We start from the raw sequence: 13,655 nt of genomic DNA, 5'->3' as shown, positions 1-13,655 counted from the left end.
GATCAAGTAACCCTGTATTTTTTCCCCGGAAGCTGGATAATAATATTCTGTAACTCAAGATTTAATATGGCGGCTGCCATTTCGGAACTGCTGAGTTTGCTTTGCAGGTAGATGTCATCAATATGCATTTCCTCCTGTTCCTGTAATAAGGAAAGAATGATTTGTTCATTGGATGAAATATCGTAGAACAATTTTTTCTCTACTGTTTTTTTCTTTCTGGTTTCCATCCATCCCATTGATTCCAGAAAAAAAGGAGTGTTGATATAAGCAGTGGCTTTGTTCTCTGCTATCAATTGTAAACAGCCACTGCTTTTGGTATCGTTCATACGCCCGGGTACGGCAAATACATCACGGTTATACTGAAAGGCAAGATCGGCTGTAATCATGCTGCCCCCTTTGCAGGCTGTTTCAATAATGATGGTGGCGTCTGTCATACCAGCAACAATTCTGTTCCTCCTGGGGAAATGATGGCGGTCGGGTAATTCGTTGTATAAAAATTCTGTGAGTAATCCTCCCTGTTCCGTCATTTCACGGGCAAGCGATTGGTGCAGTCCCGGATAAATAGTATTAAAGCCATGTGCGAGCACACCAATGGTAGGTACCTGTTGCTGTAATGCTGTTTTATGTGCGATGGCATCAATGCCATATGCTAACCCGCTCACGATGCTAACCTGGTAGGGTTGTAGTTCCCTGATGATTTGCTCGGTGGCCCAGCGTCCATATTCCGTATGATGACGGGTACCGATAATGCTGATGATTTTATGATGATTGAGATTGCCATTGCCTTTATAAAATAATACCAGTGGGGCATCCGGACAATTGCGTAACCTCTTTGGATATTTTTCGTCGGTGATAAAAAGCAATGCTATTTTTTTTGCGGCGATAACAGACAATTCTTTTTCTGCGTCAGCATGATTCCTGAATTTTTTAATTTGTCCTGCCCTGTGCGCGCCAATACCATCTATGGCCGCAAGTTCTTTTAGCCTTGCATTAAATACGGCAGTGGCTGAACCGAAATGTTCAATCAATGATTTGCAGAGAATATTTCCCAGATCGGGTACCCGGGTAAGTGATAGCTGATATACATGTTCCTGTGTGTACATCCCGACAATATCAGGATTTAGCCAACACAGAAAACAGGTATTTATACGTAGACTTTTACCCTAAAATCATATTTTTATATTCTTAATACAGATTCAATGCGGATTATAGGAGTTGTAATTTTTGTTTTTGCTTATGGTGTCCTTATTGCACAGAATTATAAACCGCCATTTTCAGTACGCTATTTATCAGGTTACCTCGATACAAAAGATTCGCTGCATATTTCGGGGTTTTTAAAAAAACATCGGTTTCATCCGATGCCCAATTATGAGTTGGTTGTGGCCGACACTGTTGCCTATATCCATCTTTACCAAAAAGAACGACAAAGAAATGAAAACCCGCTAGGCTCTTCTTTTGGTTCACATAACCTATATATTGATTTCAAATTACAAAAGGAATTCAGACAGTCTCAACCCTGGAATGCAGGTAAGTATCAGGTTGAAGCTTCATACCGTGCGCAACAGTTTGACTTAGTGAAAGACTCAATTCAAATATTAGGATATACCTGTTATAAAGCTGTGCTTGTTGATCAGACAGATGATGCAAAGACATTTTTCTGGTATACGCCTGCATTAGTTTATCCATTATCTATGTATGGATTTACCGGCTTGCCCGGACTTGTATTAGCCTATGAAAGAAGGCACCGTCTATTTCGACAGGTAATTATAGCAGAACGTATTGATCCTGAAACAAGAAAACTTATCAAACCCAAAAAAGGCAGACCGATTGGTGCACTTGAGTTTGAAAAATTGTTAATTGAACTAAGGAACAACTTTTTTAACCGTCAATAGTAATTACAAACCTGTTACGGTAAAACTGGTTCTCCTGTTCTTCGCCCTTCCACTCTCTGTGCTATTATCTGCAATAGGTTGTGTATCACCATACCCTTTGTGCGATAATCGCAAAGGCTCAATTCCCTTACTTATCAGGTAATCAACGATGGCTTTTGCACGATTGGCAGAAAGTGTAAGATTGTCTTTTGCATTACCCGTATTATCTGTATGACCACTGATCTCTACTTTCAACGTAGGATTATCCTGTAAGACCTGTATCAATTGTTGGAGCTCAACCAAACCGTTTGCCGGTAATGTATAACTGTTGGTAGCAAATAAAATATTGTTGAACACAAAGCTGGCATTTAGCTGTACAGGATTGAGTGGAATATCTTTTTTGTAAGTACTGTCGGCTTCTTTGCGACTCAATGCATATACTTCACTGTAAAACAAATATCCCTTTCTGTTCACGGTAAATGTGTAATCTTTTCCGGTGGGTAGTGTAACAAGATAATCTCCTAACTCATCGGTCTGTACTTTCATCAACACCAGGTTACTGTAGTTATCCGTTAACTCAACGGTGGAAGGAATACCTTGTTTGGTTTTTGCATCTATTACTTTTCCTTTTACATATAAAGTACGATTGGGTCTGATATTGGGACGAAGCTGAAAGCTATACAAATCAAGGTTGCCGCGGCTGTCGCTTCTGTCGCTTGCATAATAGGCTGTTAAACCATCGGCCGATACAGCAAGGCTGCCTTCATTCTCAATGGTATTGATCGGATACCCTAAATTTTCAGGAGCTCCCCAATCACCTTTGTCATTTTTACGCAGTACAAACAGATCAGAATTGCCATAACCCGGCAAACCATCCGATGTATAAAAAAGCGTCTGGTTATCGGCATGAATAAAAGGAGCAAGTTCATCACCCGCAGAATTTACGGATGGCCCCATATTTACAGCTTGTCCCCAGCGGCCATTGGGTTGGCGAACAGACATATACAAATCTCTTCCGCCATAACCACCGGGTCTGTTGCTGCTGAAATAGAGTACCCGCTTGTCCGGACTTAAAGCAGGTGAGCTTTCCCAGAATTCGGTGTTAACGGTAGGTCCGAGGTTTTGTGGATCGCTCCAACCCTGCGGCGTATATTGGGAGAGATAAATATCATATCCGCCCAGGCCTGGTCCGGATAAATTACCGGCAAATAATAACCATTCACCATCCTGCGAAACAGTAATGGCACCTTTGAGTGGTTCGATATTAATATCACCATCAATCAGTTCTGCTTTACCAAAACGTTTGTGGGTGATGGAACTCTGCATAAAATCTTCACGCTGGTCGCCGGTTCTTCTGGTAAAAACAAGTAAACTATCTGTAACTGTTACAGAAGGGTAATATTCTGAGCGTGGACCGTTTACACTGTCTCCCAGATTCACTGGTGCAAACTGGTAATCTGTTACCGGGTGTTGCTGTGCATATTGAATGGCAAACAGGTAGGTACTTTTACGGTACTGAGCACTTTTAATACCTCTTTCACTTAGATTAGGGATGGATAAAAAATTGCTGACTGCTACCAAAGCATCTTCAAACCTGCCAAGTCCGGCAAGGTTAATGGAATAAGGAAGATGATACACATTGAAATAAGCCGGATCTTTTGCTTTTGCTTTTTCATAGAGGCTTACAGATCGCTGATACTGCTTTAATTCGCCCAAAGCACCGGCGAGTGATAAATAAGCATCCACAAAATTGGAATCGATTTTAATACAGTCAAGCAATACAGGTATTGCTGCACGGGTGTCGCCATCTTTTAATAAGCTGATGGCATCTTCATAACGTGTGAGCGCCTGTGGTTTTACCTTTTCGGCATCATATGCCTGCGCAGCACTGTTATAGGCAAAGAAAAGGGTCAGCAGACCAATGAATAGTTGATGGTTTTTCACGTTTGAAAGTTCGGAAAAAACAATAGAGTAGCTTGTTAAAATTCTTTCGTTAAGGAACGTTGATGTATTTGTGTACCTGCAGGCTCAGTTCCCATTGCGGGTGTGCTTTGATATAGTCAATGATCAATGGCGTTACTATGGAGGCTTTGTCCCACTCCGGTTGCAAATACAATTTGCAGGCCGGACCAACCTGTGCAGCATATGTTTCAGCCCATTCAAAATCGTGTTTGTTAAAAATCACCACTTTCAGTTCATTGGCCAATGGTACGATCTCTGGCAATGGAGCTTTGAATTTTTTGGGAGATAAACAGATCCAGTCCCAATGTCCGCTTAAAGCCGATGAGCCGGATGTTTCAATATTGGTTTCAAAACCTTTTTCGTGTAAAGCTGTCGTTAATTCATCGAGCTGGTGTATCAGTGGTTCCCCACCGGTAATAACTGCTAATCTTCCCGGATGAACAGATGCCGAAGCAACTATTTCATCAATGCTTATAAGTGGATGTTTTGAGGCATCCCAGCTTTCCTTTACATCACACCAAACACAGCCGACATCGCAGCCGCCCAGCCTGATAAAATAAGCTGCACGGCCCTGGTGAAAGCCTTCACCCTGGAGGGTGTAGAATGCTTCCATAACGGGTAATGAATTGGTATGTTGCTGGTTGTTGCTGATAAGTATAATTTTTAAGTTATGGACCATAGTCCATAAGATGGTCTATTGACTATTAACTACGCCTTCTCTCTGCTCATATGCCTGCATGGTGTTTTTTAATAGGCCTGCAATGGTCATCAATCCAACGCCACCGGGTACTGGTGTGATGGCTGAGGCTTTGGCTGCTACTTCATCGTATGCTACATCACCTTTAATGCGAAAACCTTTTTTGGCTGTACTGTCTTCTACGCGTGTAATACCTACATCTATAATCACAGCACCTTCTTTAACCATATCTGCTGTTACGAAACCTGGTCTTCCTAATGCCGCTACAATAATATCTGCCTGTAAACAAAGTTCTTTCAGGTTGGGTGTATGTGAATGACAGATGGTAACAGTACAATTACCCTGTTTCAGGTTACTGCTTAATAAAATACTCATGGGGCGACCAACAATATTGCTTCTTCCTATTACTACTGCATGTTTGCCTTTGGTAGGAATATTAAAATGTTCCAGCATCAGCATAATGCCATAGGGAGTAGCCGGAATAAAGGTAGGAAGTCCCTGAACCAGTTTGCCCACATTAACGGGATGGAAACCATCCACATCTTTTGCCGGATCGATGGCTTCAATTACTTTTTGTTCACTGATCTGTTTGGGTAGTGGAAGTTGTACCAGGATGCCGTCAATAGAAGCATCTTCGTTTAAACGGTTTATTGTTTGCAGCAGCGTGGTTTCATCCATATTTTCGTCCAGTCTCACCAAAGTCGATTCAAAACCTGTTTCTTCACAATTCTTTACTTTACTGGCCACATAAGTTTCACTGGCACCATTATTACCCACGAGAATGGCTGCCAGGTGCGGTTTTCTTTTATGTTCGGCTGCGAGGATGGCCGTTTTTGTTTTCAGGGATTCCTTTACTGCGGCGGCTGCAGTTTTACCATCTAATACTAACATGCCGCAAAAGTATTCAAATAGGTCAGGACTTCCTTTTCCTGCATAAAAAAGACTTGTTCATTAGTAAATATTTTAATGTTTTTCAAAAAATAACCTATTGCATCTGCTTTTATCCCAAATAGGTTAAGGACCGGAATAGCTTTAGTATGAACTTTTTCTATGCTTTGTGAAGCCCTGAACTACATGTTATGAATATAAAAATATAGTTTCGTTTTTTTACATATTATCATTTTTTTCGCCTAAATACCTGACAATCATGTTTGTTATGATAAATGTTAAAGAAAACAAAATTATTTTGATCGGTTGAACAAAAACATTCTTACCTTAACGCTCAGAAGTTGTTAAAGCATTTTAACAATTATTCTTCATTCTAAAATAACGCACATGAGAAAAAGTCTAACACTGTTAGCTGCTGCATTGCTGTGGACATTATCCAGCTTTGCGCAAACAGTGGTGGTACAGGGTCAGGTGTCTGATGACAGAGGCCCCATACCAAATGCCACTATCCAAGAAAAAGGCACCAACAATGCCGTTAAAGCCGATGAAGTCGGCAAATTCACTCTAAGAGTTAAGCAGGGCGCAAAAATTACGGTTTCGGCCATCGGGCACGAGACCTATGAGTTTACTGCTTCATCTGCTTACCAAAACATTTCCATTAAAACACTGGCAGGTGAGCTGGAGGAAGTATTTGTTACCAGCGCCTTTGGTGTAAAAAAATCTCAGCGTACAACACCGTTCAGTTCACAGGTGATCAGCGACGAAAAACTGAATGTGATTCGTCAACCCAACCTGAACAATGCATTGGCCGGTAAAGTAGCTGGTGTACAGTTCAGAGGACAATCTGCCGCCAAACTGAACGACCAGGGTTTCCTGCGTATTCGTGGTGGTGGTTCATTGGGTGATGCCGGAGCCATTTATGTGGTAGACGGTACCATTACCAACTCATTTGATGTGAACCCGGATGATGTAGCAGATATTACCGTATTGAAAGGTGCAAATGCTACTGCATTGTTTGGTAGCCGTGCCGGTAATGGTGCGATTATCATTACAACGAAAAAAGGTACAAAAGCAAAAGGTGTTGGAGTAGAAGTAAACCAGTCGATCACTTTTGATCGTTCTGTTTTCCTGCCCCAATACCAGAATGAATATGGTGGTGGTGATGGCGACTGGTTAACATTTAACTATGTTGCGGGTATGCCAACAGAATGGCAGGCGTTTAACGGAAAACGTTATCGCGATTTTACAGACGATGCTTCATGGGGTCCTAAAATTGATGGCTCTGAATATATTCCATGGTATGCTTTCATACCTGGTCATGCACGTTCAGGCAAAACAGCCAGCTTTACGCCTCAGCCTAACAATGCCAAAGACTTCTGGAACACAGGTGTAACATCCAATACAAACGTAAGTTTTACACACAGTAATGGAGCAGGTACCAATCTGCGTGTTTCATACACCAACCAGAGCATCAAGGGTATGCTGGAGAACAGTAAATCACTCAGACATACATTGAATACTTCTTTCAGTATGGATATGGGTCAGTATATTACTTTAGGTGCCAACCTGAATTATACCAACCAGCTCATTAAAGGTGATTTCTCTGATGGATATGCAAACAACTCTGCAGGTAACTTCAGCCAGTGGTTCCACCGTGATCTTGATATCGATATCATGCGTGAACTGGCGGGCTTAAAAACACCCATCGGAACATTTGCATCATGGAACTTCCGTCGTAACCCGGGTTCATGGAGTGCGGCTGCACCAAGAAACAGCGTATATTCTGCTAACTACTGGTACAATCCGTTTACTTATTTCCAGAACATCGATCTCGCACAAAGAAGAGACAGGTTATATGGAGATGTAAACCTGACTGTTAAATTCTCTAAGAACTTTAAGTTCAAAGGAACAGTTCGTAAAGATCAGTTTAGTGGTGGTGTAGAAAATATTACACCAAGTATACTGGAAACTTCCGGTGGACAAACCGGTTTGCTGGCCAGCTACGGAACCAGTACTACGGTAAACAACGAGTGGAATTTTGAAGGTGTGGCAACATACACACAGAAATTCGGAGACCTTGATGTTACCGCTAATCTCGGTGCAAACCGTTTGAACATCCGTAACAGGGCTGTATCTGCCAATACAAATACAGGTTTGAACGTACCTGATCTGTATGCAATCAGTAACTCAAAAACTACGCCTACGATCGGTAATACAAGATCTGATCAGCAGGCGAACTCATTGTTTGCATTTGGTGATGTAGAATATAAAAAATACCTCAGTTTAACATGGGCATTCCGTAACGACTGGTTCTCTACACTGCCCAAAGGAAATAACTCATTGTTATCTCCATCTGTAGGTGCTTCATTTGTATTCAGCGAATTCACCAAGAAAATTTCATGGTTAAGTTTTGGTAAAGTGTTTGGTTCATGGGGTAAAAAACCAAAAACCCTCGGGCCATACGCACTCAACCTGAACTACTCTGTAAATGCATTATTATGGGGAAGCAACTTCCTGATGTCAACTCCAAACGGATCACCAGATCCAAACCTGCGTGGTGCATTAACCACTACATGGGAAGCTGGTCTGGACCTGCGTTTTGCTAAAAACAAAGTACGTCTGAATATCGTGTACTATAATGAAGACAACAGCGATGAGCCACTGGGTGTAACTGTAAGTGGTGTAAGTGGATTTACTTCACAAACCATCAACGCAGCAAGAGTAACCCGTTCTGGTTTAGAAGTTGAATTGGGTGTAAGTGTGTTGAAAACAAGAAACCTGAGCTGGGAAATCAATAAAACAGTTGCTTATATCTTAGATAATAAGGTAAGAGCACTGGCTCCTGGTTTAACCAGTTATACATTGTCTGGTGGTTCATTCGGTACCCGTTTTGCACGTGCTTTCCACTTTGTAGACAAGCAGTGGGGTATGCTCATGGGCGGTGGTATCAAGCGTAATGCTGAAGGCCAGCCTTTGATTACTACCAACGGATTCAGTGGCGGTTTGGGTTGGTACCAGGCTGATGCCCAAAAAGAATGGGGTTCAGTTGTACCAAGACTTACCGGTGGTTTACAGAACTTTATTACTTACAAAAACTGGAACCTGGGTCTCACATTTGACTACCAGGTGGGTGGTAAATTCTTCTCATTGTCTGAGCAGTGGGGTACTTTCTCTGGTCTGTTGAATACAACGGCTGGTAAAAATGAAAAAGGAAATCCTGTTCGTGATGATGTTTCTGCAGGTGGTGGTATCCGTGTAAGAGGTGTTGATGCAGCCGATGGTAAAACACCAGTGGATGTATACATCAGTGCCTATGATTATTTCCACCAATTCTACTATCAGCAAATTGCTGAACCATTTGTACACGATCTTACTTTCGTAAAACTGCGTGAGTTGAGTTTGGGTTATGCTATTCCTACCCAAAAACTGGGTAAAGTAGGAAAAGTATTTCAGGGTGCATCTGTTTCAGTAATTGCACGTAACCTGTTCTTTATCTATCGTGATACCAAAAACTTCGATCCATCTGAGATCAGTGGTGTATTTGGTGAAGATGGTAACCTGCCAGGTTCACGTTCAATTGGATTTAACTTAAAACTTAATTTCTAAAACCCTTAAATATCATTTAATATGAAACAAGTGAATTTTAAAAGAGCCGCAATGGCATTAGGGGTTTTTGCAACCTTGTTAACTGGTTGTAGTAAGGGTATTGATGATTTTGGAACCATCAATAATAACCCTAACGCAACTACTGTTCCCATTACATCAGCATTGCTGACCAACGTACTCGCCGGTGCCGGTGGTAACGTTTGGGGTGGCGGTATCAATACTACTGCGGGTTTGTACTGTCAGTACATGTCTGAAACCCAGTATACCGATATCTCAAGGTATGCACAGCCTGTCATCAATTGGGATGGAATTTACGCTGGAGATCTCTATGATTTGCAGAACATCATTAATGTAAATACCAACCCCGATACAAAGGGAGCGGCTGCTCAATTTGGTTCAAACAATAACCAGATAGCCATCGCCCGTATTCTGAAAGCATACAATTTCTGGATGCTGACAGATGCATACGGCGACCTTCCTTATTTTGAAGCGCTAAAAGGAAAAGGAACAATTGCTTATGATAAACAGGAGTTGATTTATCCTGACCTGATTAAAGAACTGAAAGAAGCTGCCGCACAATTTGATGGTGGTCTGACTGTTCAGGGTGATATCATGTACAGTGGTAATACTACCAAATGGAAGAAGTTTGCTAATTCACTGATTGCAACAATTGCACTTCGTATGTCGAAAGCCAATGCAACTTTAGGTAAAGCTGAATTTGCAGCGGCCATTGCAGCCGGTGTCATTGATAACAATGCAGATAATGCTTCCATTGTTTATCCAGGTGGAAACTATCGTAACCCCATTTATAACTATTATGTCGTTACACAGCGTTTCGACTTTGCAGTTAGTAAAACAGTTACAGATCAGTTAACGGCTAAGAATGATCCACGGATCAATGTGTATACAAACAATGCGAAAGGATTTCCTTATGGTTTAACGCGTGCCGATGCTTTGGCATGGCAAACAACCAATCCAACATTTGGATTCCTGTATGGATTTACGGCAACTTCCCAGACCATGCCTATGTATTTGATGACAGCCGGACAGGTATACCTGGCCCGCGCAGAAGCTGCACGTTTAGGATGGACTGCTGAAGTGGCTGCCACCCAGTATGCAAGTGGTATTACGGCAGAATTAAATCGCTGGGGTATTACCGCTGCAGGAACTATTGCAACTTATCTGGCTCAGCCTGATATCGCATTGACAGGTCTTGCTTCTGATGCGCAGAAAATTGCTGAACAAAGATGGTTGTCTTATTTCCCTGATGGTAACCAGGGGTGGGCAGAATACCGCAGATCAGGATTCCCTGTGATGGCTGCGGTTCCCGGATCGGCAAGTGCCGTTCCCAGAAGAATTCCATATGGTTCCAATGAACCATTGTATAATCCAACCAACTATGCAAGCGCTGCGGCGACTTACAATTCGAACTCAATGAATGCAAAAGTTTGGTGGGATAAATAGTGCAGTGAATTAGAAAATGTTGTACATTCAAATTGAATAATTAGTCACTCGTTTTCAGTTTTTATAGTTTATCATGCACATGAGAACGGCCGGTATTCTTACCGGCCTTCTCTTTTATATACCTCACCGGTATTCAGCGCTTATTTTACCTATTTTTGCCCTTCTTAACCAACGATATGGAACAGCAACCCAATAACCAGTTGAATATTGAAATCAGTGAAGAAATGGCCGAAGGTGAATACGCTAACCTTGCCATCATTACACACAGTAATGCAGAGTTCGTTATTGATTTTGTCAATGTTATGCCCGGTACACCCAAAAGCCGTGTAAAATCAAGGATCATTTTTACACCCATGCATGCCAAGCGTTTTATGAAAGCACTTGAAGAAAATATAGCAAGGTTTGAAGCAGCCAATGGAGATATTCAGGATCTTGAACACATTGAAATACCTATGAATTTCGGCGGGCCTACCGCACAGGCTTGACTGGGATGAGGCGTGATGTTTTTAGATACACAAGATACAAGGGCATAATTTTTATATAACTGTGAACTATAGGTGAATGTAAAGTGCATAAAATGCGCTTCAAATTCATTTATAATCTATCCTGTTCATCCTCCTGATCCTGTCTATCCCAGTTTGCCTTCATCTGCAAAACTGTAATATCCGTCAATGCTTACAATGATATGATCAAGCAGACGGATATCAAATAAAGCCGCCGCCTCTTTAATTTTTTGTGTAATCAGGTGATCGGCTCTGCTGGGTTCTAAATTGCCGCTTGGATGGTTATGACATAAAACAATAGATACCGCATCATGTAATACTGCTTTTTTCATGATGATACGGATGTCGACCACCGTACCTGTAATCCCGCCTTCACTGATGGTTTCCAGCGTTATTATCCTGTTTGCACGATTGAGAAACAGAACGGCAAATATTTCCTGCGTTTTGTGAGCCAGCTTGGCGCGTAAGAATTCGGCAATATCCTGACTGCTTTTGATGATATCCCGTTTAACAATCAGCTGATGTCTGCGTAAACCGAGTTCCAGTGCAGCAGTAATGGAAATAGCTTTTGCTACACCCAACCCTTTGATGCCAAGTTTACAGATAGACTGAACCGACATGGAACCCATGCTATGTAAGTCGTTTTTACAGTGCAAAAGCAATTCTTTAGCCAGTGAAAGTGCCGACTTACCCGGAATTCCATGGTTGATCAGTATAGCCAGTAATTCAGAATCACTAAGGCTTTCTACCCCTTTGGTGAGTAATTTTTGTCTGGGCTGATCATCGGAAGCCCATTCTTTGATGGTATTTTTTTCCATGGTAAAAAAATTGAAATTTTCAAATCATAATTTCTTAACCTAATCTCTATCTTCGCCGCATATTCCCTCTATTATGAATCCATCTGTCAAGATATTCTCCGGCACAGGTTCACAAAAGCTGGCAGAAAAGATTGCACAACAATTTGGTGCACCCATTGGTAAAATCAATATTCAGAAATTCAGCGACGGAGAATTCCAGCCCATATTTATGGAAAGCATCCGTGGCGACTATGTTTTTCTGATCCAAAGCACCTATGCGCCTACCGATAACCTGATGGAACTGCTTTTGATGATAGACGCTGCCAAACGTGCCAGCGCCTATAAAATCATTGCAGTAATTCCGTATTACGGGTTTGCCCGTCAGGACCGGAAGGATAAACCAAGGGTCGCAATTGGCTCCAAACTTATAGCAACTCTGTTGGAAGCAGCCGGAGCGGACAGGGTGATAACGATGGATCTCCACGCCGCTCAAATTCAGGCGTTTTTTGATGTGCCGGTCGATCACCTGGATAGTTCTGCCATTTTTATTCCGTACATCGAGCAACTTAAATTGCAGAACCTCACTTTTGCGGCACCAGATGTAGGAAGTACCAACCGTGTGAGAGAAATTGCGAGTTATTTTAATGCTGAAATGGTGATTTGCGATAAACACCGCAAACGCGCCAACGAAATTGCCAGTATGGTGGTCATAGGTGACGTTGCAGACCGTGATATTGTTTTAGTGGATGATATCTGCGACACGGGCGGAACCCTTGCCAAAGCGGCCGGCTTATTGAAAGAAAAGGGAGCCAGAAGTGTTCGGGCACTCATTACACACCCCGTATTAAGCGGGAAAGCATACGAGAACATCGAAAATAGTGTACTGGAAGAGCTGGTTGTATGCGACACCATTCCTTTGAAAGCCGAATCACCCAAAATAAAAGTGATATCTGTAGCCGATCTCTTTGCCATAGCTATTCGTAATGCCTATGAAAATAAAAGTATTACCAGCCTCTTTATACACTCACAATTGAAGGGAAGAGGGTAGGAAGAAGCTACAAGCTGCAAGTTTCAAGCTGCAAGCTATTTGGACCTTTAATTCCGCATAAATAAGTTGTTTAAAATCAACTACTTATGCGGAATTTCTTTTTTTTATCCTGCTTGTAGCTTGTAGCTTGAAGCTTGTAGCTCAAAATCCCCGGATTTTCCCTACTTTTGCCGTCCAAAATTTTAAATATGAAAACGATTACAATCGAAGGACAACTGAGGACCGAGCATGGCAAAAAAGCCGCCCGCCAGATTCGCTCTCAGGAAAACGTGCCAGGTGTAATTTACGGGGGTGCACAGGAGATCAATTTTTTTGCTCCTGCAAAGGCTTTCAAGTCTTTGGTTTACACAAGTGAATTCCAGTTAGCCGAGGTAAAAGTGGATGGCAAAACCTACAAATGCATCCTGAAAGATCTTCAGTTTGACAAAGTAGATGATTCACTGATCCACGTTGACTTACTGGAACTGGTCGACAACAAAAAAGTGATTGCTACTTTACCCCTTAAATTTACCGGTACATCTGCTGGTGTTAAAGAAGGTGGTAAACTGGTAACAAAAATGAAAGCGCTGAAAGTAAAAACGCTTCCAAAAGATCTGAAAGAGAACATTACTGTAGATATTACCAACCTCGAACTGAATGGTAACATCCGCGTTGAAGATGTAAAAGCAGATAATATGGAAATTCTGAACTCTCCTCGTATTCCTATCGCATCGGTAGTGATGACACGACAGTTGAAGCAGGAAGAAGCAACTGCTGCAAAAGACGAGAAGAAGAAATAATTCTTTTCAAAATAAATGCTGTAACCCCGGTAATAATACT

11 protein-coding genes are annotated in these 13,655 nt (G+C 41.9%); 6 read left to right on the top strand and 5 right to left on the bottom strand.

Translation table 11 applies throughout. The features are described from left to right. Nucleotides 1-2: 2 nt before the first annotated feature. The gene (dprA, locus tag ACH3Z1_RS01445) at nucleotides 3-1,103 is read right to left on the bottom strand and encodes a DNA-processing protein DprA (protein WP_490820055.1); all 1,101 of its coding nucleotides are present in this window, start codon (nucleotides 1,101-1,103) and stop codon (nucleotides 3-5) included. Nucleotides 1,104-1,199: 96 nt separating this feature from the next. Here dprA and ACH3Z1_RS01440 point away from each other — a divergent pair, with 96 nt between their 5' ends. Further along, complete coding sequence (locus tag ACH3Z1_RS01440) at nucleotides 1,200-1,892, top strand: GLPGLI family protein (RefSeq protein ID WP_490820054.1); 693 nt, start codon at nucleotides 1,200-1,202, stop codon at nucleotides 1,890-1,892. 3 nt (nucleotides 1,893-1,895) lie between these two features. Here the strand turns inward: ACH3Z1_RS01440 and ACH3Z1_RS01435 are convergent, their stop codons facing one another. The 3 genes from ACH3Z1_RS01435 to ACH3Z1_RS01425 are packed head-to-tail and all read right to left on the bottom strand — an operon-like array spanning nucleotide 1,896 to nucleotide 5,421. Next, nucleotides 1,896-3,815: an OmpA family protein gene (locus ACH3Z1_RS01435; protein WP_490820053.1), complete on the bottom strand. Its 1,920-nt coding sequence runs from the start codon at nucleotides 3,813-3,815 to the stop codon at nucleotides 1,896-1,898. Nucleotides 3,816-3,864: 49 nt separating this feature from the next. Further along, entirely contained in the window at nucleotides 3,865-4,512 is a 648-nt protein-coding gene (locus ACH3Z1_RS01430) for a 7-carboxy-7-deazaguanine synthase QueE (RefSeq protein WP_490820052.1), read from the bottom strand. A 15-nt stretch (nucleotides 4,513-4,527) separates the two neighbouring features. Further along, on the bottom strand, nucleotides 4,528-5,421 hold the full coding sequence (locus tag ACH3Z1_RS01425; protein WP_490820051.1) for a bifunctional 5,10-methylenetetrahydrofolate dehydrogenase/5,10-methenyltetrahydrofolate cyclohydrolase: 894 nt from the start codon (nucleotides 5,419-5,421) through the stop codon (nucleotides 4,528-4,530). A 384-nt stretch (nucleotides 5,422-5,805) separates the two neighbouring features. Here ACH3Z1_RS01425 and ACH3Z1_RS01420 point away from each other — a divergent pair, with 384 nt between their 5' ends. From ACH3Z1_RS01420 to ACH3Z1_RS01410, 3 genes are all read left to right on the top strand, one after another. Continuing rightward, nucleotides 5,806-9,024 (top strand): SusC/RagA family TonB-linked outer membrane protein, encoded by a 3,219-nt coding sequence (locus ACH3Z1_RS01420; protein ID WP_490820050.1) that lies wholly within the window; start codon nucleotides 5,806-5,808, stop codon nucleotides 9,022-9,024. A gap of 21 nt (nucleotides 9,025-9,045) precedes the next feature. Further along, on the top strand, nucleotides 9,046-10,488 hold the full coding sequence (locus ACH3Z1_RS01415; protein ID WP_490820049.1) for a SusD/RagB family nutrient-binding outer membrane lipoprotein: 1,443 nt from the start codon (nucleotides 9,046-9,048) through the stop codon (nucleotides 10,486-10,488). A gap of 176 nt (nucleotides 10,489-10,664) precedes the next feature. Further along, entirely contained in the window at nucleotides 10,665-10,973 is a 309-nt protein-coding gene (locus ACH3Z1_RS01410) for a DUF3467 domain-containing protein (RefSeq protein WP_295204876.1), read from the top strand. Between the two features lie 143 nt (nucleotides 10,974-11,116). On the opposite strand, the gene radC is transcribed toward ACH3Z1_RS01410, so the two are convergent. Continuing rightward, nucleotides 11,117-11,809 (bottom strand): RadC family protein, encoded by a 693-nt coding sequence (gene radC / locus ACH3Z1_RS01405; protein WP_490820048.1) that lies wholly within the window; start codon nucleotides 11,807-11,809, stop codon nucleotides 11,117-11,119. Nucleotides 11,810-11,882: 73 nt separating this feature from the next. Here radC and ACH3Z1_RS01400 point away from each other — a divergent pair, with 73 nt between their 5' ends. Continuing rightward, nucleotides 11,883-12,836 carry a ribose-phosphate pyrophosphokinase gene (locus ACH3Z1_RS01400; protein WP_490820047.1) on the top strand — a complete coding sequence of 318 codons (954 nt, stop codon included), beginning with the start codon at nucleotides 11,883-11,885 and terminating at the stop codon, nucleotides 12,834-12,836. Nucleotides 12,837-13,024: 188 nt separating this feature from the next. After that, entirely contained in the window at nucleotides 13,025-13,615 is a 591-nt protein-coding gene (locus ACH3Z1_RS01395) for a 50S ribosomal protein L25 (protein WP_490820046.1), read from the top strand. Nucleotides 13,616-13,655 lie beyond the last annotated feature (40 nt).

This window comes from Sediminibacterium sp. FW305-C-49 (genome assembly GCF_058231085.1).
Note: the sequence above shows the minus strand (reverse complement) of the source record. Positions and strands in the feature narration are given on the sequence as shown.

Bases quoted from the DNA above. Each gene is read 5' to 3' on its own strand.
- ACH3Z1_RS01395 (WP_490820046.1), top strand. From the start codon at position 13,025: ATGAAAACGATTACAATCGAAGGACAACTGAGGACCGAGCATGGCAAA.
- dprA (WP_490820055.1), bottom strand. From the start codon at position 1,103: ATGTACACACAGGAACATGTATATCAGCTATCACTTACCCGGGTACCC.
- ACH3Z1_RS01425 (WP_490820051.1), bottom strand. From the start codon at position 5,421: ATGTTAGTATTAGATGGTAAAACTGCAGCCGCCGCAGTAAAGGAATCC.
- ACH3Z1_RS01440 (WP_490820054.1), top strand. From the start codon at position 1,200: ATGCGGATTATAGGAGTTGTAATTTTTGTTTTTGCTTATGGTGTCCTT.
- radC (WP_490820048.1), bottom strand. From the start codon at position 11,809: ATGGAAAAAAATACCATCAAAGAATGGGCTTCCGATGATCAGCCCAGA.
- ACH3Z1_RS01410 (WP_295204876.1), top strand. From the start codon at position 10,665: ATGGAACAGCAACCCAATAACCAGTTGAATATTGAAATCAGTGAAGAA.
- ACH3Z1_RS01400 (WP_490820047.1), top strand. From the start codon at position 11,883: ATGAATCCATCTGTCAAGATATTCTCCGGCACAGGTTCACAAAAGCTG.
- ACH3Z1_RS01415 (WP_490820049.1), top strand. From the start codon at position 9,046: ATGAAACAAGTGAATTTTAAAAGAGCCGCAATGGCATTAGGGGTTTTT.
- ACH3Z1_RS01420 (WP_490820050.1), top strand. From the start codon at position 5,806: ATGAGAAAAAGTCTAACACTGTTAGCTGCTGCATTGCTGTGGACATTA.
- ACH3Z1_RS01430 (WP_490820052.1), bottom strand. From the start codon at position 4,512: ATGGTCCATAACTTAAAAATTATACTTATCAGCAACAACCAGCAACAT.